At 55.1% G+C, this 23,030-nt stretch carries 25 protein-coding genes; 7 read left to right on the forward strand and 18 right to left on the reverse strand.

Annotated elements, in window-relative coordinates; genetic code table 11:
- The coding region (locus ACOT0L_RS21200; RefSeq protein WP_165587318.1) for a type VI secretion system contractile sheath small subunit at positions 1–170 on the reverse strand (170 nt) is incomplete at its 3' end.
- A gap of 596 nt (positions 171–766) precedes the next feature.
- Here ACOT0L_RS21200 and ACOT0L_RS21205 point away from each other — a divergent pair.
- Positions 767–2,362 (forward strand): FAD-NAD(P)-binding protein, encoded by a 1,596-nt coding sequence (locus tag ACOT0L_RS21205; protein ID WP_126504208.1) that lies wholly within the window; start codon positions 767–769, stop codon positions 2,360–2,362.
- 28 nt (positions 2,363–2,390) lie between these two features.
- Here ACOT0L_RS21205 and ACOT0L_RS21210 read toward each other — a convergent pair whose 3' ends face one another.
- Together ACOT0L_RS21210 and ACOT0L_RS21215 are read right to left on the reverse strand one after the other, a co-directional pair.
- On the reverse strand, positions 2,391–3,026 hold the full coding sequence (locus ACOT0L_RS21210) for a carbonic anhydrase (RefSeq protein WP_022647889.1): 636 nt from the start codon (positions 3,024–3,026) through the stop codon (positions 2,391–2,393).
- Positions 3,027–3,098: 72 nt separating this feature from the next.
- Positions 3,099–3,881 (reverse strand): MBL fold metallo-hydrolase, encoded by a 783-nt coding sequence (locus ACOT0L_RS21215; RefSeq protein ID WP_126504206.1) that lies wholly within the window; start codon positions 3,879–3,881, stop codon positions 3,099–3,101.
- 125 nt (positions 3,882–4,006) lie between these two features.
- Here ACOT0L_RS21215 and ACOT0L_RS21220 point away from each other — a divergent pair, with 125 nt between their 5' ends.
- Positions 4,007–4,147, forward strand: a complete 141-nt coding sequence (locus ACOT0L_RS21220; protein ID WP_003857665.1) for a hypothetical protein — start codon at positions 4,007–4,009, stop codon at positions 4,145–4,147.
- A 38-nt stretch (positions 4,148–4,185) separates the two neighbouring features.
- Here ACOT0L_RS21220 and ACOT0L_RS21225 read toward each other — a convergent pair whose 3' ends face one another.
- The 9 genes from ACOT0L_RS21225 to ACOT0L_RS21265 all read right to left on the reverse strand — a co-directional run bounded on the left by ACOT0L_RS21225 (position 4,186) and on the right by ACOT0L_RS21265 (position 11,435).
- Entirely contained in the window at positions 4,186–4,665 is a 480-nt protein-coding gene (locus ACOT0L_RS21225; RefSeq protein ID WP_022647887.1) for a GlcG/HbpS family heme-binding protein, read from the reverse strand.
- An 89-nt stretch (positions 4,666–4,754) separates the two neighbouring features.
- A complete protein-coding gene (locus ACOT0L_RS21230) occupies positions 4,755–5,366 on the reverse strand; it encodes a response regulator transcription factor (RefSeq protein ID WP_022647886.1) in 612 nt (203 codons plus the stop codon).
- Entirely contained in the window at positions 5,359–6,669 is a 1,311-nt protein-coding gene (locus ACOT0L_RS21235) for a sensor histidine kinase (RefSeq protein ID WP_260473329.1), read from the reverse strand. The genes ACOT0L_RS21230 and ACOT0L_RS21235 overlap by 8 nt, the downstream gene beginning before the upstream one ends.
- Positions 6,670–6,761: 92 nt before the next feature.
- Positions 6,762–8,168 (reverse strand): DUF1996 domain-containing protein, encoded by a 1,407-nt coding sequence (locus tag ACOT0L_RS21240; RefSeq protein ID WP_126504202.1) that lies wholly within the window; start codon positions 8,166–8,168, stop codon positions 6,762–6,764.
- 144 nt (positions 8,169–8,312) lie between these two features.
- Complete coding sequence (locus ACOT0L_RS21245; protein ID WP_022647883.1) at positions 8,313–8,480, reverse strand: hypothetical protein; 168 nt, start codon at positions 8,478–8,480, stop codon at positions 8,313–8,315.
- A gap of 117 nt (positions 8,481–8,597) precedes the next feature.
- Positions 8,598–8,807, reverse strand: coding sequence for a fumarate hydratase FumD (gene fumD / locus ACOT0L_RS21250; RefSeq protein WP_003857676.1), 210 nt, complete (start codon positions 8,805–8,807; stop codon positions 8,598–8,600).
- Positions 8,808–8,915: 108 nt separating this feature from the next.
- Positions 8,916–9,728, reverse strand: coding sequence for a MetQ/NlpA family ABC transporter substrate-binding protein (locus ACOT0L_RS21255; protein ID WP_023305994.1), 813 nt, complete (start codon positions 9,726–9,728; stop codon positions 8,916–8,918).
- A 23-nt stretch (positions 9,729–9,751) separates the two neighbouring features.
- On the reverse strand, positions 9,752–10,420 hold the full coding sequence (locus ACOT0L_RS21260) for a methionine ABC transporter permease (RefSeq protein WP_126504200.1): 669 nt from the start codon (positions 10,418–10,420) through the stop codon (positions 9,752–9,754).
- Positions 10,413–11,435, reverse strand: coding sequence for a methionine ABC transporter ATP-binding protein (locus ACOT0L_RS21265; RefSeq protein ID WP_023299939.1), 1,023 nt, complete (start codon positions 11,433–11,435; stop codon positions 10,413–10,415). Before ACOT0L_RS21265 ends, ACOT0L_RS21260 begins: the two co-directional genes overlap by 8 nt.
- 400 nt (positions 11,436–11,835) lie before the next feature.
- Here ACOT0L_RS21265 and ACOT0L_RS21270 point away from each other — a divergent pair, with 400 nt between their 5' ends.
- The 5 genes from ACOT0L_RS21270 to lpp all read left to right on the forward strand — a co-directional run bounded on the left by ACOT0L_RS21270 (position 11,836) and on the right by lpp (position 16,712).
- Positions 11,836–13,206 (forward strand): pyridoxal-phosphate dependent enzyme, encoded by a 1,371-nt coding sequence (locus ACOT0L_RS21270; RefSeq protein ID WP_126504198.1) that lies wholly within the window; start codon positions 11,836–11,838, stop codon positions 13,204–13,206.
- Between the two features lie 12 nt (positions 13,207–13,218).
- Entirely contained in the window at positions 13,219–14,364 is a 1,146-nt protein-coding gene (locus tag ACOT0L_RS21275; protein ID WP_126504196.1) for a trans-sulfuration enzyme family protein, read from the forward strand.
- Positions 14,365–14,437: 73 nt separating this feature from the next.
- Positions 14,438–14,734, forward strand: a complete 297-nt coding sequence (locus ACOT0L_RS21280) for a hypothetical protein (RefSeq protein ID WP_418721914.1) — start codon at positions 14,438–14,440, stop codon at positions 14,732–14,734.
- Between the two features lie 7 nt (positions 14,735–14,741).
- On the forward strand, positions 14,742–16,163 hold the full coding sequence (pykF, locus tag ACOT0L_RS21285) for a pyruvate kinase PykF (RefSeq protein WP_015570703.1): 1,422 nt from the start codon (positions 14,742–14,744) through the stop codon (positions 16,161–16,163).
- Positions 16,164–16,475: 312 nt separating this feature from the next.
- A complete protein-coding gene (gene lpp, locus ACOT0L_RS21290) occupies positions 16,476–16,712 on the forward strand; it encodes a murein lipoprotein Lpp (protein WP_001082307.1) in 237 nt (78 codons plus the stop codon).
- Positions 16,713–16,772: 60 nt separating this feature from the next.
- Here the strand turns inward: lpp and ldtE are convergent, their stop codons facing one another.
- The 6 genes from ldtE to sufB form a co-directional block, all read right to left on the reverse strand.
- Positions 16,773–17,786: a L,D-transpeptidase LdtE gene (ldtE, locus tag ACOT0L_RS21295; RefSeq protein WP_126504194.1), complete on the reverse strand. Its 1,014-nt coding sequence runs from the start codon at positions 17,784–17,786 to the stop codon at positions 16,773–16,775.
- A gap of 97 nt (positions 17,787–17,883) precedes the next feature.
- Positions 17,884–18,300, reverse strand: a complete 417-nt coding sequence (gene sufE / locus ACOT0L_RS21300) for a cysteine desulfuration protein SufE (RefSeq protein WP_045309081.1) — start codon at positions 18,298–18,300, stop codon at positions 17,884–17,886.
- A 14-nt stretch (positions 18,301–18,314) separates the two neighbouring features.
- Positions 18,315–19,535, reverse strand: coding sequence for a cysteine desulfurase SufS (gene sufS, locus ACOT0L_RS21305; protein ID WP_045622808.1), 1,221 nt, complete (start codon positions 19,533–19,535; stop codon positions 18,315–18,317).
- Positions 19,532–20,803, reverse strand: coding sequence for a Fe-S cluster assembly protein SufD (gene sufD, locus ACOT0L_RS21310; protein WP_096216965.1), 1,272 nt, complete (start codon positions 20,801–20,803; stop codon positions 19,532–19,534). The genes sufS and sufD overlap by 4 nt, the downstream gene beginning before the upstream one ends.
- Positions 20,778–21,524 carry a Fe-S cluster assembly ATPase SufC gene (sufC, locus tag ACOT0L_RS21315; RefSeq protein ID WP_022647874.1) on the reverse strand — a complete coding sequence of 249 codons (747 nt, stop codon included), beginning with the start codon at positions 21,522–21,524 and terminating at the stop codon, positions 20,778–20,780. The genes sufD and sufC overlap by 26 nt, the downstream gene beginning before the upstream one ends.
- Positions 21,525–21,533: 9 nt before the next feature.
- Complete coding sequence (sufB, locus tag ACOT0L_RS21320) at positions 21,534–23,024, reverse strand: Fe-S cluster assembly protein SufB (RefSeq protein ID WP_003857739.1); 1,491 nt, start codon at positions 23,022–23,024, stop codon at positions 21,534–21,536.
- Positions 23,025–23,030: the final 6 nt, after the last annotated feature.

Genomic DNA, 23,030 nt, shown 5'->3' on the forward strand with positions numbered 1-23,030 from the left:
TTGATTTTCTTCCTTTCGGACAATGGACGATTCTCTTTTCCATTACTGAAATCACCGACGGTGAGAAGTTTAAGCGGCAGTTCGACTTTCTTCTGCGCGCCGCCTGTATGCAGCGCCAGCTTTAAATTTATGCGTGCCTTGGGCACCTCATTCTGAAATGAATCGGCCATAGCAGTCCCTTTCTTTGCAAGAAATACGAGTTAAGTGAGTGACGGGTCTTTACAAAACCATATTAGAGCAAAAGCCCATTCATGATCAACTTTTCAGATCAAAGATCTGCATATGGATTTTTCTTAAGAATTTTCTACTGATAAGGGTAAAAAAGAACGCCACGCAGCACCTGCCTAAACGTCCTCACGACCCTTTTGTGAGTCTCACAGAAAGTTGTTTTAAAAGCTGGAAATCAGATTATTTTGTTACTTTATAGAAGGCATGGAATAGTACAATTCTGGACTGTTCCATCACTCGCTATTATAAAAACACGAATAATATTGGCTCGCCATATATTCAAAATATCTATCTCTTGTTAAAATCCCCGGCCTACATATTATCGATAAGCCTGGAACCAAAACAATCTTTCCTTTCACCATATCAGGCTGAATTATATCTACTCAACCAGGCGATAACAGCATATAACTTCCCCCTAAGTTCAGAAGGGGGTACGCCATGCCCTCTTCAAAACGTCTTAATTACTCCCTTAATTAAACGGCTTAACCTTTCTCCTGCTACGCTTGTTGTATGGTTCAGAAACGCAGGAACGCTTTCGATGAAAAAAATCGCCATTATCGGCTCAGGCCCAACAGGGATTTACACCTTTTACTCACTTCTTAACAACGCAGCACCGCTGTCGATCACCGTGTTCGAAAAAGCAGACCAACCCGGCGTAGGGATGCCCTACAGCGACGAGGATAACTCCCGGCTGATGCTGGCGAATATCGCCAGTATCGAAATCCCGCCCATTTTTATTACCTACCTCGACTGGCTCAAACAGCAGAGTGAAGCCCATCTTGCCCGCTATAACGTCGGCAAAGACAGACTGAATGACCGGCAGTTTCTGCCGCGTATTCTGCTGGGTGAATATTTCCACGACCGCTTTCTCGCCGTCGTTGCCGAGGCGAAAAAGGCTGGGTTTCATATCGAGGTTCATCCCAACGCAGAAGTCACTGATATTAAGGCTGATGCAGACGGCGTGGCCCTGTCAGTGAACGATGCGCCTTTCTCAAGGCGGTTTGATCTTGCAGTGGTCGCCACCGGTCACGTCTGGCCTGATGAAGATGAATCCACCCGCGACTATTTCCCAAGCCCATGGTCGGGGCTGATGGACGCGGATATCCGAGCCTGTGAGGTGGGGATTATGGGTACCTCCCTCAGCGGACTGGACGCTGCTATGGCGGTAGTAATGCAGCATGGTCGGTTTAGCGGGGAGCAGTTCGTTGTCAATAAAGGTAGTGAGGGGCTAAACATCACGCTGATGTCCCGCTCTGGCGTTCTTCCGGAGGCCGACTTTTACTGCCCTATCCCTTATGAACCGCTGTCGGTGTTAACGGAGTCTGTGGCAGAAAGCGAAATTGCCAAAGGCCCTGACGGGCTGCTTGACCGCATCTTTGCGCTGATCGTGAAAGAGCTTGAGCTGGCCGATCCGCGCTGGTGCCAGGCGATAACGATCGGCACGCTGAATGCTGACACGCTTCGTGATGTCTGGTTTGAGGATCGTAAAAAGCATGGTCCTTTCACCTGGGCCGAAGCGAATCTGAAAGAAGTGGAGCGCAACAAGTGCGAGAAACGCACCGTTGCCTGGCGCTATACCGTGCTTCGTCTGCATGAAGTAGTTCAGGCCATTGTCCCTTCACTCAATGAGCGTGACAGAGAACGGTTTAAATCCGGGCTGGAGCGTGTGTTTATTGATAACTATGCCGCCATTCCACCGCAGTCTATCCGCCGGTTACTGGCACTGCGCGAGGCAGGGATCATTAGCGTAGTCGCACTCGGTGATGATTACGCCCTGGATATCGGCAGCGATCAGACCGTCATCACCACGAGAGAAAAGCGTTATCGCTTCGACGTCTTTATCGATGCCCGCGGGCAGAAACCGCTCAGAAATAAGGATATTCCCTTCCCGACGCTGCGCAAACAGCTTGAGGAAACGGGGGATGAAATACCGGACGTGGGGGAAGACTACACGTTGCTGTCACCTGCGTCTCTGCGCGGACGTATCGCTTTTGGGGCGATCCCCTGGCTGATGCACGATCATCCGTTTGTTCAGGGTTTGTCTGAGTGCGCTGAAATTGGTAAAGCGATGGCGAAAGCGGCGGGGAATCCTGCGTCGGGCGTGCGACGAAAATTACCTTTCATGGAGTTTTAACAGGGCTTCCCTGCCCTGCGGTGTCGGATTACTCGAAGAAGACTTCCGGGTTTTCCGACAACGACACGAAGGATTTAGTGTTCTTGTCCAGGGCAAGGATTTTGCCGCTTTCAATATCATACACCCAGCCGTGCAGGCGAATGGCGTTGTTGCGCAGGCCTACCGCCACCGACGGATGGGTCTTGATGTTGCTCAGCTGAGCAAAGACGTTCTCCTGCACCATCGCATTCACTTTATCGATTGGCTGATCCCAGGTTTTCTTCTCAACCACCGCTTTTGCCGCATCAGAATAGCGCAGCCAGTGGGAAACGGCTGGCATCGGCTCCAGATCGGCGTTGTCAGCAATCGCCTTCATCGCGCCGCAGTTGGAGTGGCCGCAAATAACAATATCGGTCACGCCAAGGGCCACTACCGCGTATTCGATGGTTGCAGAGACACCGCCAGGCTCCGGCCCGAACGGTGGCACAATGTTGCCCGCGTTTCGAATGACAAAGAGCTGTCCTGGCTCCTGCTGCGTGACCAGTTCCGGAACCAGACGGCTGTCGGAGCAGGAGATAAACAGCGCTTTGGGATTCTGACTGGACGCTAAACTACGAAAAAGCTCTTTACGTTGCGGGAAAATCTCTTTTTGAAAGCTGAGAAAACCTTCAATGATATGTTGCATAGCCATTTCTCTTTTATCTGTTTTAGTTTAGGTATGATCGCGATCACACTCGTAAAATTTAACCACCGTGCCTTAGCGGAGACAAGCAATATATTTCTGGCCCGACCGCTGCACAATCTCATCTGCGTTCGCCGGGATGTTTTGCCCTTCAAAGGCCCCGTACAGTCGCTGGTACGTTTTCCCGGTCAGTCGACCGATCACCGCCTCAACGGTGCGGGCAGGCAGCGGCAGCATATTCGGATAACTCCACATAAACGACACGGCGTCCTTACCAGGCGTAACCTGCATAATATCACCGGCCAGCAGCACGCCGTCGCCTGACTGCCAGTGCAGCACCGTGCCGCCTGCAAAATGCCCGCCCAGACGCAGCAGCGTCACCGACGGCATAATCTCCAGGGCGTCCTCCTCCCAGAAGCGTATCGCCGGACTGTCACGCATCACCCACTGCCGATCGCTGGCGTGCAGATAGATCGGCGCGTTAAACGCGGCGGCCCACTCCTGCATGGTGGTGTAGTAATGTGGGTGCGAAATCGCGATCGCGCTGATGCCCCCGAGCGCGTCAACTAACGCTCTGGTCGCCGGATCGAGGTTGGCGATGCAGTCCCACAGAACATTGCCGTGTGTCGTACGCAGCAGAAGCGCCCGCTGGTTGATGGCAAAAGCGGGAACGGTTTTGATGCTGAACAGCTGCGGCTCCAGCTGTTGCCACTTGTTGGTGTGCGTGGTCGTAAGGCTGTCGAAGTCCGTCCATGCCTGGCCCGTCACCGGGACATACTGGCGCTCATCGTCGCAAATCGGGCAGTTTTTGGGCTGTTCATCGTAAGCGGTACCGCAGGTTTTACAGAATGTAATCATCGGCTTTCCTCAGCAATAAAGCACTGAGTATGGCAGGGATTATCCATATGTGCTGAGGGGTGCCTGGCCCGCTTTTTTTAACTTATACTGTGCCAGTATCAAAAACTGAATAACGCAGGTGGCACATGGAAATTGATCTCGATAACTTAGTCTTTAACGGGCTGGATGAAGCAGAAGAGCGCAACGCGGAACGTCTCGACGATGCGGATAAAAAAGCCCAGGCGATTGTCGCCGATGACGACTGCGGCGATGCCTGCAAGATCTGAATACAGAGCACCGGCCATGCCGGTGCTTTTTTTATGAATTACTGTCCGGCCCCGTTAATGGCCGCCTGGGCACAGGCTTCATCAAGATGACCGCCCGGCGCACCGCCGATGCCAATCGCCCCAATCACCTCATCGCCCTCTTTTACCGGTAAACCACCCGCCAGCAGCAGGAAGCCGGGAACATCACGCATATTCTGCGCGCCCGCGTTAGTCTGTGCAGCTTCCATTACCTTGCCTGACGCGTTTTTCGTACTCAGCGCGGTATATGCCTTCATTTCGCTGGCTTTTACCGTATGTGGACCAGCGTTATCCGTGCGCTGCACCGCCTTAACAACCCCTGCGCGGTCAACCACGGTCACCGTAACCTGATAGTTCTTTGCCATACAGGCCTTAACAGCAGACGTTGCCAGCGCGTTAGCCTGTGCCAGAGAGAGGCTTTTCTGATTCAACGCATCCGCCCGTGCAGCCAGGCTTACGCTACCTGCAACCAGTGCTGCCACCATCAATACTTTTTTCATTGCACTTCCTCGAGTGTTGGGAGACAACCCGAGATTACTGAAGCGCGCGTTTACGCGTAATTCGGTTGATTACGCACTCCACCTGGTAGTTATACGGATTGCAATTTGTCATAATCCCGGCTCGCCTGAACCAGGCTGCTGACGCCAAGCTTGGCAAACGCCGCCGCGCGGTGCGCTTCCACGGTCCTCGGGGAGAGGTTAAGACGCGCAGCCGCCTCTTTGTTGCTGCATCCTTCCATCAGCACGGTCAACACCTCGTGCTCCCGCGCGGTTAGCTGTTCGAATCGCGCTTTAATCCGCGAGATATCCTGCCAGGCGGCAGATCGCCGCAGGCTCTCTTCGAAAGCCATGCCAACCGTTTCGATAAGCCTGTCGGCATCCAGGGGTTTGGTGAAGAACTCAAACACGCCGTTGCGAAACGCGCGACGGCAGGCGTCGACCGTTCCGTGCCCGGTCATGATAACGACTGGCAGCAGCGGCCAGGGCCATTCACCCTCTTCCAGCCAGGCAAGCCCGCTCTTGCCCGGCATGCGCATATCCAGAAGCAGACAGCCGACAAGCGCCGTTTCGCCGCCGTGCGCCAGCGTAAAGGCATCGACGCTCTCGAATGCCTTAACCTGCCAGCCCATTCCGGAGAGTAAAAACGTCAATGATTCCCTGATGGACTCATCGTCATCAATGAGCCAGACCACCTTATCCATGCTTTGTCTCCTTACCTTCTGCGAGCTGCAACCGGATCTGCGCCCCACCCTGCGGGGCGTTGCCCAGGGCAATCGAGCCGGTCATGCGGGTTATTAGCGTTTCGGTTAACGTCATCCCCAGCCCCGTTCCGCCGGGGCGTCCGCTAAAGAAGGGCATAAAAGCGTTTTGCAGGGCCTCCGGGCTAAATCCCGGCCCGCCGTCAGTAAGCGTGACCAGAATGCCCTTCTCGTTTTTCTGGCTGTCGATTCGCACCCAGCCGTGCGTGCTCTCCTGCTGAGCCTGAATCGCATTGCTGAGCAGGTTGTGCAGTATCTGCTCCAGCCAGAGCCTGTCTGCCAGCACGGTCGTGGCGTCCGCTGCAAACGCGTGGATGACCGCGATACGGTTCGATTTGCGCTCGTGCTCCAGCAGGCTCTCAACCTGCTGCCAGCACTGCACCAGATCGGTTTCGCGCAGAGTCACCTTCTCCTGTACCACATGCTCGCGAAAGCGCGTCAGCAGGGCGCTGATGCGTTGCGTTTGCAGCAGCGCGGCCGCAAGCGCCTGCGGCACGGCCTGCGGATTAGCCTCGAGCTGTCGCTGCGCCCCCTGGATCCAGGTTTGCACGGCGGTAAGAGGCTGGTTAATTTCATGGACAATGCCCGCGGTGATCTCCCCCAGCGTGTTAAGCTTGGCATGCTGATAATAGCGGGCGCGCTGCTCGGCCTGCTGCCGCTGTTTGCGCTGCCAGAGCACGCTTCCCACGCCCGCAATCGCTACCCCCCACGTCAGAAAGAGCAGCAGGTAAGGCAGCAGGGAAACGCTGAACCAGTCAGGCTCTGCCTCGGCTGTAAGAACGAAGGGCTGGGTATGCTGCGGGAAAGCGCGCTGCCAGCGCCAGAAAGCGCCGGAGGATGGCGGACCATCGCCGTTCGTGACGTTAAGATGCAGCTGCGCAAAGCTATGGCGCGCGGGAATCAGCGCGCTTAGGTCGACCAGCACGCGTATCTGCCGCCAGGGATTATATAACCAGTATTGCACCCCGCGAAACGGCTCCACACGCGGGGCGTCCAGCGCACGCCCCGCGATTTTTTCCAGGGCCAGGACAGAAGGAAACTTTTTGCGTAACGCGGTAATATCTTCATCGCCGCTCAGAAGCGGAAGCACCGATTCGTTTTGCGTCAGCACCGCGCCGATCGCCGAATAGCGTGCCGTAAACTCGCGATCGCGCTCCCAGTACTGGCGACGTATCTGTTCCGCATAAAGCAGCACACCGCTTATCAGGCAGACCGCCACCCATGCAGCGATGCTGCGCTTTATCATCTTATTTAAGCTCATAGCGTTAACGGGCGCAGTCATTCAGGCTGTCGACATTACCAGCTAACGCTGTTGAGAACAAAAAAACGCGGGCGTTATCAGATCTCCGGCGTTTTGCTAAACCCGGTCAGCATCAGGATCAGGCTTTGTTGAGATGACCCCGTCTCAAACTGATAGTGGTTTCCCTGACGATCGCCGCCGATATACCACGAAATTTCAGTTTTCCCTTCTGCCAGCGCCTTGCGTACCGCTTTATCGACATCCACCATCCGGTATTCGCGGGAGTGGTTCAGGTAAAGCACCGCATCCGAGCGATAGTTGCAGCGCGGCCGTGAATGCCAGCTCACGGTGGCCGGATCCCAGTCGTTGCTCGCCGGATAGAAGAAGATTTGATCCGCGCCGTTGGTTTCCACTTTCCCGCCATAAATTCTCACGCGGTATTTAAACTGGGCAGGATCCTGTCCGGCAGGCAGCGGAGGAATGTTGAACTTCACCAGCGACAATGTTTCGCTGTTTTTCGTCCTTCCGCCGTTCTTCCAGTTGTCCTGCACCAGTAAGACCTGGGGATCGGGCTGTGAAAGTGTGGGTTCCATGCTGCTGAGCCAGACGTTGGCCTTCGCTTTCGAATAACCATACGGCACGGTGGTGCCGCAATCCATTCCGCGGTTCATGCACAGGTCGGTCATAAAGCGCGCGGCATCTTCCGTCCAGCCGTTCATGAAGTCAGCATGCGCCGTATACAGGCTCCCCCATCGCTCTTCACGTTCACTGCCATGCATGGTGGGGTCGAGGGAAAGCTGGACTTTGCTGGTATCCAGAGAGCTAATTGTCGGAAGCACGTACGCAATATTCATGTTCACCGTCGGGATCTTCACCGGGAAGGCGGACGGACACTGTCCTTTCGTATCGTAGGTGGCGTTAGCCAGGCCGTGGGCGGGCTTCAGGTTGACCCCGTCCCAGCAGTTCGGGAACTGAATGCCGATATTAAACTGCACGGCATCCTTCGCCTTGCGTAAACCGCAGACTTCACCCGTTCTGGTGGTGTAGCCCTTGCCGTTGGCGCATAAAAAGGTGATATGTGGATTTGGCGCGGTGCCGTGATGATCGCCCGCCAGCAGCGACAGCCCCGCCGGGAACGGGTGCAGTGGCCAGGCGTCAACGTTCGATGCCTGATAATAGGTTTTTTGATAGGCGGGTTTGACCACCGTTCCGTCCGGTAATTTTAGCGACGGAGCCCAGTAGGCCGAGCTGTCTGCTTTGTTATCGCAGGTGGTCTTTTCCTGGGTACGCAGCGATTCACGGCTGGAGTAAGCATCCGTTTGCACGTTACCAAAAAAATCGTGCAGCATGGCCTCGTTGGGCATGCCGTACATCATAATGGCATCATCGCCGAGGGTATGGGAATAACTGCATACAACATGCGCCTGTGGACCAGCGTGTGCCGCCTGCATGGCAAGCAATAGCACGGTGGCAGAAAGCGCGGGGGTTAATACTGTCCGTTTCATTATCATCTCCATCTGAGAAAGGAGATAGTGGTAACAAAACGGCTATCGTTTACCGAGGATTAGCCAGGGCATTTTTCCCTTCATTCTCACTTTACACGCATCACGCACAGCTCATTCCAGTACATTTCGCGCGTCCGGCGAAGTTCAGCGTGACGTTTTAACATAGAACCACTCCGGGTCGATGTTGGCTACGTCCACGCCATAGAGGCTGGCGACAGGCAGTATTGACTCAAGAACACGTTGCGCGCTGTTCTCCGCATTCGCTGGTCGGGGCGCAAAAAACCGCCGTAACGTGCTTATCCATTTTTTCATCGTCATTACCCTTCTCGCTTAACCTGGACTCAGTTAAACACGCCTTCATCATGAAGAGGAAATAACAATAATGACTGTTGATATGCGGGATCTGAAAAACTCGCGAGACGCTTCGTCCTAACCGGCCAGCGCTTTAACCACCGTTTCCATCGCTTTGGTGGTCAACTCACTGCGCTTAACGCGCTGGTTCGCCAGCGCGGTACGCAGTACCCCGGCAATCACGATATGCTTGGGCTCCTGCCCTAAGTCACGCATCTCCAGAACGACCTTGCCAACCACCCGACACATCTCCTGGTACAGCGCTTCGTCTTTGGTTACATTGCCCATTGCCATCACTCCGTTGCCCTAAACCGTCAGCTTAAATCATTCGTCGGCTGGATACAAAAAAGAAGCCCGGCGTGTTGTTCGCCGGGCTTCGTCTGGAAAATCAGGCGATTAGTTGTTTACCGGGATGACCGCGCCTTTGTATTTGGTGCGGATCCAGTCCTGAATCTCTTTGGAGTGCAGCACGTTCACCAGCGCGACGATATCCTTCTTCTTCTCATCACCGCGATGAACGGTAATGATGTTGGCGTACGGGTTATTCTCACCGCTTTCAACCGCAATTGGATCGTGGACCGGATCCAGACCAGCATCAATTGCGTAGTTGGCGTTGATCACCACCGCAGCACCTTCGTCGTTGTTGTACATCTGCGGCAGCAGAGATGCCTCGACGTTAGGGGTGAATTGCAGCTTTTTCGGGTTCTCCACAATATCGCTGATGCGCGCGGTCACTTTATCGATGCCTGGCTTCAGTTTGATCACGCCCTCTTTTTCGAAGATGGAGAGAATACGCCCTTCCTCGGAAACCGCATCACGCATGATGATTTTGCCGCCTTCCGGCAGATCCTTCAGCGATTTGTATTTTTTTGAATAGATACCGATCGGCTCAATGTGGATTGCGCCTGCACTGACAAAATCATAATCCTTATCGCCCGCATGATCTTTAAGCACGCTGTTCAGGTAAGGGATGTGCTGGAAATAGTTGGCATCAATGTCATGCCCTGCCAGCGCCGTGTTTGGCAGAATGTAGTCCTGGAACGGTTTAATCTCCAGTTCAATACCCTGCTTCGCCAGAATCGGCTTAGCCTGCTCCAGAATTTCCGCGTGCGGGGTGTTGGACGCCCCCACGGTGAGCGTGTCCGCCCAGGAGGCAAAGCTCAGGGCGCTCAGGGTGGCTGCGGCGATCAGTGTCAGTGTCTTTTTCATGATGTGGTTCCTGTGTGTATTTATTAGCGTTTATCTAACAGTGAAGTAATGGCATCGCCGCAGAACTGGATAATGAACACGATGATCAGAATGGTCACCGTTGCCACCAGCGTGACGTCACCATGGTTGCGCTGGAATCCTTCCAGATAAGCCAGATTTCCCAAACCGCCGGAACCTATCACCCCCGCCATTGCGCTGTAGCTCACCAGCGCAATCAGCGTCACCGTCATACCTGAAACCAGTGCGGGTGAAGATTCCGGCAGTAAAACCCGAAACACTAACGTGCTCAGCCGCGCGCCCATCGAACGCGTGGCTTCAATTACCCCTTTATCCACTTCCCGCAGGGCAATCTCGACCAGACGGGCGTAAAACGGCGCGGCGCCCACAATCAGAGCGGGCAGCGCAGCGTTAGCGCCGAGAATGGTCCCCACAACGGTCTTGGTGAACGGGATCAGCAGAACAATGAGAATGATGAACGGAATCGAGCGGAACACGTTCACCACAATCGACATCACGCTGTAGACCGTGCGGTTGTGGAATAACCCGCCGCGGGCGGTTAAAAACAGCGCCAGACCGAGCGCGATCCCCAGAACAAACGTCGCCACGCCGGAAAGCGCGGTCATGTAGAGCGTCTCCTGGGTTGCAGCCCAAAGTTGATCCCACTTCAGGTGCGGAAAGAGTTCTTCAGCCATGCTTGATTACCTCGCCTTCAATATCGCTTTGCTTCAGGTCGGCGAGGATATTGTTCAGTTGTTCATCCGATGCCACCACGTGCACCCAGAGCTGCCCGAAAACACCGTGGGCGGTTTGCGTCATTTTGCCGTGCAGGATGTTAAACGGCAGGCCGTAGCGCAGGGTCAGTTCACCGACGATCGGCCTGTGCGTGCTGTGCCCGGTGAAGGTGAGCTTGATGACCGCGCCCTCCAGCTCATTTGCCAGTTCGGTATTGAAGGTCTCTTCCTCCGCGTACTGGCTCACCTGGCGGACAAACTGCCGGGTGATCGGCTGCTGAGGATGCGTAAACACGCTCAGCACCTCCCCCTCTTCCACCACCTTGCCGTTCTCCATTACCGCCACGCGGTCGCAGATTTTGCGCACCACATGCATCTCATGCGTAATGAGTACGATGGTCAGGTTAAAACGACGGTTAATGTCCAGGAGCAGATCGAGGATCTGATCGGTGGTCTGCGGATCCAGCGCCGAGGTGGCTTCGTCACACAGCAGTACGTCCGGATGATTGGCCAGCGCGCGGGCAATGCCCACACGCTGTTTTTGCCCGCCGCTCAGCTGCGACGGGTAGGCATTCTCGCGCCCCTTCAGGCCGACCAGCTCCACCAGCTCGGCAACGCGAGCCTGAATTTGCGCTTTTGGCACACCGGCAATTTGCATTGAAAAGGCGATGTTTTCCTTCACCGTGCGCGACCAGAGCAGATTAAAGTGCTGGAACACCATGCTGATTTTCAGGCGTGCCTGACGCAGCGCTTCTCCCTTCGCGGCGGAGATATCCTGACCGTTAATAGTGACGCTGCCGGCGCTGGGCTTTTCCAGACCGTTCAGCAGACGGATAAGCGTACTTTTCCCGGCCCCGCTGTAACCAATGATCCCGTAAATCTGTCCCTGCTCTATCGTCAAATTGACGTTATCAACGGCTGTCAGCGCCAGCTTCCCGTTGTCAAAAACCTTCGAAATATTACTAAGTACGATCATTCTTATTCATTATCCGTTACGCATATAGCGGTTTAGCAGTATGGATGTCCAAAAGATAGTAAACAGCCGTTATCAGCTTTTAAATGACCAAAAAAGAATTTCTTATAACGCGGCGGAATAAGCAGCGAACTGGCGGGTGAAAAAGCATTTAGATGAATATCAGCAATAATTATCTGCCCTTTGCATATCAGGTCACACTCACCCGGCGAAATCGGTTAATTTTGCAGCACTTTATGCGGATTTAGCCATCCTCACATCCGGGCAGCTTTACGTCTTGCTGTCTTTCAATCCAAAAACATAAGGATTATTCCTTTCTGTTCTAAAACCCAGTGAAACGTTCTTTATTGAGAAAATTTCGTGGTCCTATCATCCGGTCATCACCTCTTCACAGGACATGACCATGACGCTTTACCACTCCGTCACCGAACTAATTGGCCATACGCCACTCATCCAGCTGCACAAGCTGGATACCGGCCCCTGCTCGCTGTTTCTGAAGCTGGAAAATCAGAATCCAGGCGGCTCGATTAAAGACCGCGTCGCGCTGTCGATGATTAACGAAGCCGAGCGTATGGGGAAGCTACGGCCCGGCGGCACCATTATTGAAGCCACGGCGGGGAACACCGGCCTGGGGCTGGCGTTGATTGCGGCGCAAAAGGGATACTCGCTGATCCTGGTGGTGCCGGACAAAATGAGCCGCGAGAAGATTTTCCACCTGCGCGCGTTAGGAGCGCAGGTCGTGCTGACCCGTTCAGATGTGAATAAAGGGCATCCGGCCTACTACCAGGATTATGCCCGGCGGCTGGCGAACGAACTGCCAGGCGCGTTTTATATCGACCAGTTCAATAACGCGGCCAATCCGCTGGCGCACCGCACCACTACCGCACCGGAACTGTTTGAACAGCTTGACGGCCATATCGATGCCATCGTCGTCGGCGTGGGGTCCGGCGGTACGCTGGGTGGCTTACAGGCGTGGTTTGCAGAACATTCGCCGCAGACGGAATTTGTGCTTGCCGATCCGGCCGGGTCGGTGCTGGCGGACCAGGTTGAGACCGGACGCCATCACGATGCCGGATCGTGGCTGGTTGAAGGGATTGGCGAAGACTTTATCCCTCCGCTGGCGCACATCGAAGGGGTTAACCGAGCCTGGCGCATTACCGATCGCGAGGCGTTCACCACCGCCCGCGATCTGCTAAAAACGGAAGGGATCCTGGCAGGCTCCTCCACCGGCACGCTGCTGGCGGCGGCGCTGAAATATTGCCAGGCGCAGACCACGCCAAAACGTGTGGTCACCTTCGCCTGCGACAGCGGCAATAAATACCTCTCAAAGATGTTCAACGACGACTGGATGCGCCAGCAGGGGCTGATTTCACGTCCGCAGGCAGGCGATCTCTCGGACTATATTGCCCTGCGCCACGATGAAGGCGCGACGGTGACTGCCGCCCCGGACGACACGCTTTCCACCGTTCTGGCCCGCATGCGCCTGTACGACATCTCCCAGCTGCCGGTGCTCGATAACAACAAGGTCGTCGGCATCATCGACGAGTGGGACCTGCTGCGACACATTGAGGGAGATGCCGATCGCTTCTCTCTCCCCGTGACGGCGGCCATGACGCGTCAGGTCGAATATCTGGATAAGCAGGCCCCGGAGAGCGCCCTGTACACCATCTTTGACCGTGGCCTGGTGGCGATTATTTATGACGAAGACCGCTTTCTGGGTCTGATCACACGCAGTGACGTACTCACCACCTGGCGTAACCGCCTGACGAAATAAAAGGAGCAAAAGATGAAAAACCTGGCCACCCTCAGCGTTCACAGCGGTGAGTATCACGACACGCACGGCGCCGTGATGCCGCCAATTTACGCCACGTCGACGTTTGCGCAACCGGCACCGGGTGAACATACCGGCTACGAATACTCCCGGAGCGGCAACCCAACCCGCCATGCGCTGGAGACCGCCATCGCCGAACTGGAAGGCGGCACGCGCGGGTACGCCTTCGCGTCAGGGCTGGCGGCCATTTCCACCGTGCTCGAACTGCTGGATAAAGACAGCCATATCGTTGCCATTGACGACGTGTATGGCGGTACGTATCGCCTGATCGAAAACGTGCGCAAGCGCAGCACCGGGTTACAGGTGAGCTGGGTTAAGCCGGACGATGTAGCCGGACTTGAGGCCGCCATTCGCCCGGACACGCGCATGATCTGGGTGGAAACGCCGACGAACCCGCTGCTGAAACTGGCCGACCTGGAGGCCATCGCAGACATTGCCCGGCGCCATAATGCGATCAGCGTGGCGGATAATACCTTCGCCTCCCCGGTCATTCACCGGCCGCTGGAGGCGGGGTTCGACATTGTGGTTCACTCCGCCACCAAATATCTCAACGGTCATTCAGACGTGGTTGCCGGGCTGGCTGTTGTCGGGGCAAATAAGGATCTCGCGGAGCGTCTGGGCTATCTGCAAAACGCGGTTGGCGGCGTTCTGGATCCATTCAGCAGCTTCCTGACGCTACGGGGGATTCGCACCCTCTCCCTGCGCGTTGAGAAGCACAGTGCCAACGCGCTGGCGATTGCGCAATGGCTGGAGCAGCATCCGCAGATAGAGAGCGTGCTCTATCCCGGGCTGGAGTCACACCCCCAGTATGCGCTTGCCCGCAGACAAATGGCGCTGCCGGGCGGCATGATCTCCGTTGTGATTAAAGGCGATGCGCAACGCGCGACAGAGGTGATTCGTCATCTTACGCTCTTTACCCTGGCGGAAAGCCTGGGCGGGGTGGAGAGTCTGGTGAGCCAGCCCTACAGCATGACCCACGCCTCCATTCCACTGGCGCAGCGTCTTGCAAACGGCATTGTGCCGCAGCTGATACGCCTGTCGGTGGGGATTGAGGATGCGGAGGATCTGATCGCCGACCTTCAGCAGGCGCTGGAAAAGTGAGCAAAAAACGGCGGGCGTTGCGCCTGCCGTCATAAGATGACATTAGGCCTTAACGCCTTGATAACAAACTTATGTGAATCTGCACAGATTGTTTTTGAAACGCTGTTTCCATTTTCCTTTTTACTGTGAATCAGCGTATAATGCGCGCCAAATCCCTGGTGAATGGTTTCAGCGCTTGGAATACAAAAAACAACGTACAACTTCTCCTCTCCTTCGTTGGGCTGGCACTCAGGCACACTTTCTTCTGCACGCTCATTTGATGTCACCTATTCTTAGTGCGTGTCATATACTCTTTCGCAACACAGGTTTGACTCCGCGGCGGTGCGCCCCCGGAGCGAGATTTCCATATCCTTCCCAACTTAAAGACTAAGACTGTCATGAAAAAGACGAAAATTGTTTGTACTATCGGCCCGAAAACCGAATCCGAAGAGATGCTGAGCAAAATGCTGGATGCCGGCATGAACGTGATGCGTCTGAACTTCTCCCACGGCGACTATGCTGAACACGGTCAGCGTATTCAGAACTTGCGCAACGTTATGAGCAAGACCGGGAAAAAAGCGGCAATCCTGCTCGACACCAAAGGTCCTGAAATCCGCACCATCAAACTGGAAGGCGGTAACGACGTTTCCCTGAAAGCGGGCCAGACCTTCACCTTCACCACCGACAAATCCGTTGTAGGTAATAACGAAATCGTTGCCGTGACCTACGAAGGCTTCACCAGCGATCTGTCCGTTGGCAACACCGTGCTGGTGGATGACGGCCTGATCGGCATGGAAGTGACCGCGATTGAAGGTAACAAGGTTATCTGTAAAGTGCTGAACAACGGCGATCTGGGCGAAAACAAAGGCGTTAACCTGCCGGGTGTGTCCATTGCTCTGCCAGCGCTGGCTGAAAAAGACAAACAAGACCTGATCTTCGGCTGCGAACAAGGTGTGGACTTCGTTGCGGCGTCCTTCATCCGTAAACGTTCTGACGTGGTTGAGATCCGTGAGCACCTGAAAGCGCACGGGGGTGAGAACATTCAGATCATCTCCAAGATCGAAAACCAGGAAGGCCTGAACAACTTCGACGAAATCCTTGAAGCGTCTGACGGTATCATGGTAGCGCGTGGCGACCTGGGCGTAGAAATCCCGGTTGAAGAAGTGATCTTCGCGCAGAAGATGATGATCGAGAAATGCGTTCGCGCGCGTAAAGTGGTTATCACCGCAACGCAGATGCTGGACTCCATGATCAAAAACCCACGCCCTACCCGTGCTGAAGCCGGCGACGTGGCGAACGCCATCCTCGACGGTACCGATGCCGTTATGCTGTCTGGCGAATCTGCAAAAGGGAAATACCCTCTGGAAGCGGTCGGCATCATGGCGACCATCTGTGAGCGTACCGACCGCGTGATGAAAAGCCGTCTGGATTACAACAACGACAGCCGTAAACTGCGCATCACCGAAGCCGTGTGCCGTGGTGCGGTAGAAACCGCCGAGAAACTGGAAGCCCCACTGATTGTCGTGGCGACCCAGGGCGGTAAATCTGCGCGTGCCGTGCGTAAATACTTCCCGGATGCGACCATTCTGGCGCTGACCACCAACGAAACCACCGCGCGTCAGCTGGTGCTGAGCAAAGGCGTGATCCCACACCTGGTGAAAGAGATTGCCTCTACCGATGATTTCTATCGTCTGGGTAAAGAAGTGGCTCTGGAACTGGTTGATTGTGGCCTGGCTCAGAAAGGCGACGTGGTGGTTATGGTTTCTGGTGCACTGGTACCAAGCGGTACAACCAACACTGCATCTGTCCACGTACTGTAATATTTCACGAACAAATTATTGTTTTGTTAAAAAGCGTCCTTCGGGGCGCTTTTTTTATTCCCGCCATTAACCAGAACTATTCAAAAAGCAAATCGGGTTTTTCTATTTAATCGCGATTTATCTAAGATGAATCCGATGAAAAATGCCTTTTTTAACATAGCTTTTTCGTCAAAATTGCCGATTTCGTTGCTTCTTTGAGCGAACGATCAAAAATAGGCGTAATCCCATCAAAAAAATATTCTCAACCCAAAAAACTTTGTGTAATACTTGTAACGCTACATGGAGATTAACTCAATCTAGAGGGTATTAATAATGAATCGTACTAAACTGGTACTGGGCGCGGTAATCCTGGGTTCTACTCTGCTGGCAGGTTGCTCCAGCAACGCTAAAATCGATCAGCTGTCTTCTGACGTTCAGACTCTGAACGCTAAAGTTGACCAGCTGAGCAACGACGTGAACGCAATGCGTTCCGACGTTCAGGCTGCTAAAGACGACGCAGCTCGCGCTAACCAGCGTCTGGACAACCAGGCTACTAAATACCGTAAGTAATAGTACCTGTTAATAAAATGGCGCACATTGTGCGCCATTTTTTTTGCCTTCGTCAAACCTCTACTGAAGCGCTTTCTCTCCCTCGCCTTCCGTCACCGCCGCTGAGACACGACTGTTCTGAACCGACAGGACAGAATTGCTGGCTGACGAACCATTGCCTGCTGAAACGGCAACCGGGATCCCGGCTCTGCGCGCCAGAGCTTTGTCGATTAGCGTTTTATCGCTACCTGATTCCGCTGCGAAGGCGGTTAACGCCGCCGAGTGCGTGAACGGCACCGTCTGTGGGTTTTCGCCCTCAGCCTGCGCCAGCGGCCTGTGCACCTCGATATAACGTTTGCCGTCCGGCTCGACGGAGAACTTAACCGGCTCATTGATAATCTGCACCCGCGTGCCGACGCGCACTTGTTCAAACAACGCTTTGATATCCGGCGCGTTCATTCGCATACAGCCCGAGCTGACCCGCAGCCCTACACTGTCCGGCGCGCTGGTGCCATGAATAAGATATTCCCCATTCCCGATGCCCAGACGCAGCGCAAAGCGCCCCAGCGGGTTATTTGGCCCTGCGGGTACCACAGGCGGCAGTTTAATGCCCTGCGCCAGCGAGCGCGCTCTGATGCCCGCTGTGGGGGTCCAGGTAGGGTTAGGGATTTTCTGACTCACACGGGTGGTGCTGACCGGTGTTTCCAGCCCAAGCTGACCAATACCCAGCGGATAGACCTGCACGATATTTTCGCCAGGCGGATAGAAGTAAAGACGCAGCTCCGCCAGATTCACCACAATGCCCTCACGCTCGGTGTCCGGGAGCAGCATCTGGGAAGGAATGGTAATGACCGTTCCTGGCGCAGGGTTTACCGGTGCAATGGTATTATTGGTTTCAAGGATAAGCTGTGCGGCGGTATTAAACCGACGAGCGATAGCCTGGAGCTTATTGTCGCCTTCCTGAATGGTGTATGTCTGATTTTGCCCAATCAGGCGGCTGCCTGCGGGCGGTAAAGGATAATCAACCGCCCTGGCTGAATTAACAGCACTGAGCGAACCAAGGAGTAATAGAGTTATTAGAGACGCGCGCTTCATGCTGAGATTCCTTATTCACTGACCAAACGTCAGAAAGCTGAAAAACCAGCGAGGTGGAAACCACCCCGCGAAACAGAATGAATGCTGTTCTGTCAGTTTAGCTAAGGATTGTGGCTTTGGCGCGTATGGCGCGGATCATCGCTTCCAGTCCCTGGGAGCGGGACGGGGTGAGGTGTTGGGTTAAGGCCATTTTTTCAAACCACGGGCGAACGTCAAAGGCGACAATATCCTGCGCCGACATCTGGTGATAAAGAATAAATACGACGGCAATAAGCCCCTTCACAATGGCCGCATCGCTGTCACCCTGTAAATCGATTACGCCATCATCCGTCTGCTGCATCTGGATCCAGACCTGGCTCTGGCAGCCCTGAATGATGTTGTCCGGGTTATGCGCCTCTTCGCTGAGCGGCGGCAGGCGCTGACCTAGCTCGATAATATAAAGGTATTTCTCTTCCCAGTTTGCGCAACGCCCAAAGTTACGCAGCAATTTATCTCTGTCCGGCAAATCTGCCATCTCACGCCTCTCCGTTAGCCAAGCAGCTGGTGAATACGTTTCAGTCCCGCCACCAGTCTGTCGACCTCTTCCGTTGTGTTGTACATCACCAGCGATGCGCGGCACATGGCCGGTACCTGATAATACGCCATCAGTGGCATCGCGCAGTGATGCCCGGTACGTACGGCGACGCCGTAATTATCCAGGAAACTGCCCACATCATAAGCGTGATGCTTGCCGAGGTTGAAGGCTATCACACCCAGACGGTCAGCAGGGCCATATAAGGTCAGATCCGGGACGCCGGCAAGCTCCTGCAAGGCATATTGCATCAGCAGCTGTTCGTACTCCTGAATCGCCGCCAGCCCCGTTTCAGATACGTAGCTAATGGCCGCGCCCAGCCCGATGATCCCGCCCGTGTTTGGCGTGCCCGCCTCGAAGCGCCAGGGCGCCCGGGCGTAGGTTGTGCCTTCCGTCAGGCTGACGGTGGCAATCATTGACCCGCCCCCTTCCCACGGCGGCATGGCCTGGAGAATATCCTCCTTCACATACAACACGCCGATGCCCGTCGGACCATACAGCTTGTGCCCGGAGAAGACGTAGAAATCGCAGTCCAGAGTCTGTACGTCAACCGCATGGTGCATCACCGCCTGGGCGCCATCAATCAACACTTTCGCACCGGCCTGATGGGCTTTGTCGACGATCAGCGCCACCGGATTTTCCGTCCCCAGCACGTTTGAAACGTGGGTCACCGCTACCAGCCGCGTTCTGTCGTCAAGCAGGGCGTCCAGCTGTTCAAGCTGAAGCGTACCGTCTTCGTTTAGCGGGATCACCCGCAGTTGCGCCCCCATACGCTCACAGAGCATCTGCCAGGGCACGATGTTAGCGTGGTGCTCCATCTGGGTGATGATAATGTTATCCCCCGCGTGCACCTGCGCATTGCCCCAGCTGTTAGCCACCAGGTTGATCCCTTCGGTGGTGCCACGCACGAAAACCAGCTCTTCCGGCGAACGCGCGTTGAGAAACGCCGCAACCTGCGTGCGCACGTTTTCCATGCGCTGGGTCGCCTCGGCGCTCAGGGTGTGGATCCCGCGATGGACCGCCGCATAACCGTGGCGGTAAAACTCGGCTTCCGCATCCACCACCTGATTCGGTTTTTGCGCACTGGCCGCACTGTCGAGATAGGCCAGCGGCAGACCGTTCACTTCACGGGTCAGTACCGGAAAATCTGCCCGGACTTTCTCTACGGGAAATGTCATGCTTCGCCTCCAGGCAGCCGCTGACCGATACGGGCCAGCACCTGCTGTTTAAGTCCGCCATCGGGCAGCGCTTCCGTCAGCTCAGCCGCAAAGGCGTAAATAATCATCTTTTGCGCGGCCTGCTGGTCTATCCCGCGAGAGCGCAGGTAGAACATCTGCTCATCGTCAATACGCCCGACCGTTGCGCCGTGGCTGCATTTCACGTCGTCCGCATAAATTTCCAGCTGTGGTTTGGTGTCCACCTCTGCCAGACGTCCCAGCAAAAGGTTGTTGTTGGTCATCTGCCCGTCAGTTTTGATGGCGTGCTGCGCCACATTGATCAGGCCGTTAAACACCGCACGTCCTTTGTCGCTGACGATGGTTTTGTGCAGCTGACGGCTGTTGCAGTAGCCTTTGTTATGCTCAAGCCAGGTGCGCGTGTCGCATACTTCTGACTTCACCGGCATCGCCAGGCTGTTAATACGCAGCGTAGTGTTCTCACCGTTCAGCTGGGTGCTGGTATTGTGGCGCAGCACCGCGCCGCCAAGCAGGAAGCTGTGGCTGTACGCCGCGGCATCCTGGCCCAGCAGAATATCGTTGTGGGCGAAGTGGTGACTGAGCGGATTCTCAAACGCCAGCTTGATATGGTGCAGCTGGGCGTTGGCCGCCACGTTCATCGTCAGACGCGAGCCGGTAAAATGGCGGGTGTCATTCAGACTAACGTAATGCTCAATTACCGTCGCTTCTGCCCCTTCTGCCAGCTCGAGATGGTGGCGATAGTGGGCGGTGTTGATCTCGCCGCCCTCAACACCCTGGGTGATATGCATCAGCAGCAGCGGTTTCGCCGGGCGCTGGTTACGCTTAACGTGAATATGGGTGACAGACTGAGACAGGCTCTCTGTGAGGTGCAGAAAGACGTCAGGCTGGACCGGAGCACTCAACGACTGGCGCTCGTCGTTAATGGCGATATCGAACCCGCTCTCCTGTACGCTGTCGCTGAGTTCCTCACGAAACTGCCCGTCTACAAACACCAGACGCACGGCATCCACGCTCAGCGCCAGCACATCGCGCTGACCGGGGCTAACCTGCGCCAGACGGGTGACAAACTCGCCGTTCAGCAGGCCGTCCAGCGGGGTATATTTCCAGTTCTCATGCTTACGCGTCGGTAAACCGAGACGCAGCATCTGCTGGAGATGGTGCTGAGCCTGTTCAGAGCGCGCTCCACCCTGGGCTTCAAACAGTCGGTGCCACTGCTGGAGTGCATTACTGCTGTTCGGTAAGCCAGCCATAACCCTGCTCCTCCAGTTGTTTAACCAGCGTAAAGTCACCGGATTTCACAATGCGCCCCTGATAAAGCACGTGGACATAGTCCGGTTTGATGTAGTCCAGAATACGCTGGTAGTGAGTCACGATAATAAATGAGCGGTTACCGTCACGCAGAGAGTTTACGCCGTCGGCAACGATCTTCAGGGCATCAATATCCAGCCCTGAATCGGTTTCATCGAGAATGCACAGCTCCGGCTCAAGAACCGCCATTTGCAGAATATCGTTACGTTTTTTCTCACCGCCAGAAAAACCCACGTTCACCGAGCGGGTGAGCAGATCTTCGGGCATTTTCAGCAGCTTGATTTTCTCTTCCATCAGATCCTGGAAGTCAAAGCGATCCAGCGCCTCAAGCCCGCGATACTTGCGCACCGCGTTCAGCGCGGTTTGCAGGAAGAACTGGTTGCTGACGCCCGGGATTTCCACCGGATACTGGAAGGCCATAAAGATGCCCTCACCGGCACGCTCTTCAGGCGACATCTCCAGCAGATCCTTGCCGTTAAACTCAACGGAGCCGCTGGTGACCTCATAATCTTCGCGTCCTGCCAGCGTCGCTGAAAGCGTACTTTTCCCGGAGCCGTTTGGCCCCATGATGGCGTGAACTTCACCCGGTTTGACGTCAAAATTGAGCCCACGCAGGATCTCTTTCTCTTCCACGCTAACCTGTAAATCTTTAATGCTTAACATGTGCTTTCCTTAACCGACGCTGTGTTCAAGACTAATGGCGAGGAGTTTCTGGGCTTCAACGGCAAATTCCAGCGGCAGTTCAGAGAACACGTCCTTACAGAAGCCGTTAACAATCATTGAAATCGCATCTTCTTCACTGATCCCGCGTTGCAGGCAGTAGAACAGCTGATCTTCACCGATACGTGACGTAGTCGCCTCATGCTCGAGCTGGGCGCTGTTATTGCGGCATTCGACATAGGGGAAGGTATGCGCCCCGCAGTCCGCACCAATCAGCATGGAGTCGCACTGGGTAAAGTTACGTGCGTTGGTGGCTGTCGGCATGATTTTCACCAGCCCGCGATAGCTGTTCTGGCTGTGACCGGCAGAGATCCCTTTGGAGATGATGGTCGATTTGGTGTTTTTACCGATGTGGATCATCTTGGTGCCGGTATCGGCCTGCTGATGACCGCTGGTCAGTGCCACGGAGTAAAACTCACCGATGGAGTTGTCGCCGCGCAGAATACAGCTCGGGTATTTCCAGGTAATGGCAGAGCCGGTTTCTGACTGCGTCCAGGACATCTTACTGTTTTCACCTTCGCACAGCGCACGCTTGGTGACGAAGTTCAGAATACCACCGGTGTTGCCATCGCCCGGGAACCAGTTCTGTACCGTAGAGTATTTCACTTCCGCGTCTTTATGGATGATCACCTCTACCACCGCCGCGTGCAGCTGGTAGCTGTCGCGCACCGGCGCCGAACAGCCTTCGATATAGCTGACGTAGCTGCCTTCATCGGCCACCAGGATGGTGCGTTCAAACTGGCCGGTTTTTTCCGCGTTGATGCGGAAATAGGTTGAGAGCTCCATCGGGCAGCGCACACCTTTAGGCACGTAGATAAAGGTGCCGTCTGACGCCACCGCAGCGTTCAGTGCCGCGAAGAAGTTATCGTTACTGGGTACCACGGTGCCAATGTACTTTTTCACCAGCTCCGGGTGATCGTGAATGGCTTCCCCAAAGGAGCAGAAAATTATCCCCTGCTCCGCCAGCTTTTCACGGTAGGTGGTTGCCACCGAGACGGAGTCAAAAATGGCGTCCACCGCCACCTCTTTACCTTCGCGCACGGGCACGCCGAGCTGATTGAAGGCCTCTTCCACCTCTTTACTCAGGAAGCTGTTCTCGGCACCGGTTTGCTGTACCGCGCCGGGCTGCGAGGCACAGGTATCATCGCAGCTGCCGCATGAGGGCGCGGAGTAGTAGCTGTAATCCTGATAGTTCAGCTTATCGTAATGCGCTTTCAGCCAGTGGGGTTCTTCCATCTCCAGCCACGCGCGGAATGCGCTCAGGCGAAACTCCAGCATCCACTCCGGCTCGTTACGTTTCGCCGAAATGGCGCGCACGACCTCTTCGTTGATGCCTTTCGCCAGCTCATCGGTTTGCAGCTGCGTGAAGAAACCCTCTTTATAGTTGAGGTGTCCGCCGCTCCAGGTGTTTACATCACTCGTTGCTTCAGTATTACGAGACATAGTACC

Origin of the sequence: Enterobacter cloacae complex sp. XAL002 (genome assembly GCF_049236805.1) — a bacterium.
Classification (GTDB): domain Bacteria; phylum Pseudomonadota; class Gammaproteobacteria; order Enterobacterales; family Enterobacteriaceae; genus Enterobacter; species Enterobacter intestinihominis.

Coding starts and splice junctions, on each gene's coding strand:
- ACOT0L_RS21205 (WP_126504208.1), top strand. CDS start 767: ATGAAAAAAATCGCCATTATCGGCTCAGGCCCAACAGGGATTTACACC.
- ACOT0L_RS21210 (WP_022647889.1), bottom strand. CDS start 3,026: ATGCAACATATCATTGAAGGTTTTCTCAGCTTTCAAAAAGAGATTTTC.
- ACOT0L_RS21215 (WP_126504206.1), bottom strand. CDS start 3,881: ATGATTACATTCTGTAAAACCTGCGGTACCGCTTACGATGAACAGCCC.
- ACOT0L_RS21220 (WP_003857665.1), top strand. CDS start 4,007: ATGGAAATTGATCTCGATAACTTAGTCTTTAACGGGCTGGATGAAGCA.
- ACOT0L_RS21225 (WP_022647887.1), bottom strand. CDS start 4,665: ATGAAAAAAGTATTGATGGTGGCAGCACTGGTTGCAGGTAGCGTAAGC.
- ACOT0L_RS21230 (WP_022647886.1), bottom strand. CDS start 5,366: ATGGATAAGGTGGTCTGGCTCATTGATGACGATGAGTCCATCAGGGAA.
- ACOT0L_RS21235 (WP_260473329.1), bottom strand. CDS start 6,669: ATGATAAAGCGCAGCATCGCTGCATGGGTGGCGGTCTGCCTGATAAGC.
- ACOT0L_RS21240 (WP_126504202.1), bottom strand. CDS start 8,168: ATGAAACGGACAGTATTAACCCCCGCGCTTTCTGCCACCGTGCTATTG.
- ACOT0L_RS21245 (WP_022647883.1), bottom strand. CDS start 8,480: ATGAAAAAATGGATAAGCACGTTACGGCGGTTTTTTGCGCCCCGACCA.
- fumD (WP_003857676.1), bottom strand. CDS start 8,807: ATGGGCAATGTAACCAAAGACGAAGCGCTGTACCAGGAGATGTGTCGG.
- ACOT0L_RS21255 (WP_023305994.1), bottom strand. CDS start 9,728: ATGAAAAAGACACTGACACTGATCGCCGCAGCCACCCTGAGCGCCCTG.
- ACOT0L_RS21260 (WP_126504200.1), bottom strand. CDS start 10,420: ATGGCTGAAGAACTCTTTCCGCACCTGAAGTGGGATCAACTTTGGGCT.
- ACOT0L_RS21265 (WP_023299939.1), bottom strand. CDS start 11,435: ATGATCGTACTTAGTAATATTTCGAAGGTTTTTGACAACGGGAAGCTG.
- ACOT0L_RS21270 (WP_126504198.1), top strand. CDS start 11,836: ATGACGCTTTACCACTCCGTCACCGAACTAATTGGCCATACGCCACTC.
- ACOT0L_RS21275 (WP_126504196.1), top strand. CDS start 13,219: ATGAAAAACCTGGCCACCCTCAGCGTTCACAGCGGTGAGTATCACGAC.
- pykF (WP_015570703.1), top strand. CDS start 14,742: ATGAAAAAGACGAAAATTGTTTGTACTATCGGCCCGAAAACCGAATCC.
- lpp (WP_001082307.1), top strand. CDS start 16,476: ATGAATCGTACTAAACTGGTACTGGGCGCGGTAATCCTGGGTTCTACT.
- ldtE (WP_126504194.1), bottom strand. CDS start 17,786: ATGAAGCGCGCGTCTCTAATAACTCTATTACTCCTTGGTTCGCTCAGT.
- sufE (WP_045309081.1), bottom strand. CDS start 18,300: ATGGCAGATTTGCCGGACAGAGATAAATTGCTGCGTAACTTTGGGCGT.
- sufS (WP_045622808.1), bottom strand. CDS start 19,535: ATGACATTTCCCGTAGAGAAAGTCCGGGCAGATTTTCCGGTACTGACC.
- sufD (WP_096216965.1), bottom strand. CDS start 20,803: ATGGCTGGCTTACCGAACAGCAGTAATGCACTCCAGCAGTGGCACCGA.
- sufC (WP_022647874.1), bottom strand. CDS start 21,524: ATGTTAAGCATTAAAGATTTACAGGTTAGCGTGGAAGAGAAAGAGATC.
- sufB (WP_003857739.1), bottom strand. CDS start 23,024: ATGTCTCGTAATACTGAAGCAACGAGTGATGTAAACACCTGGAGCGGC.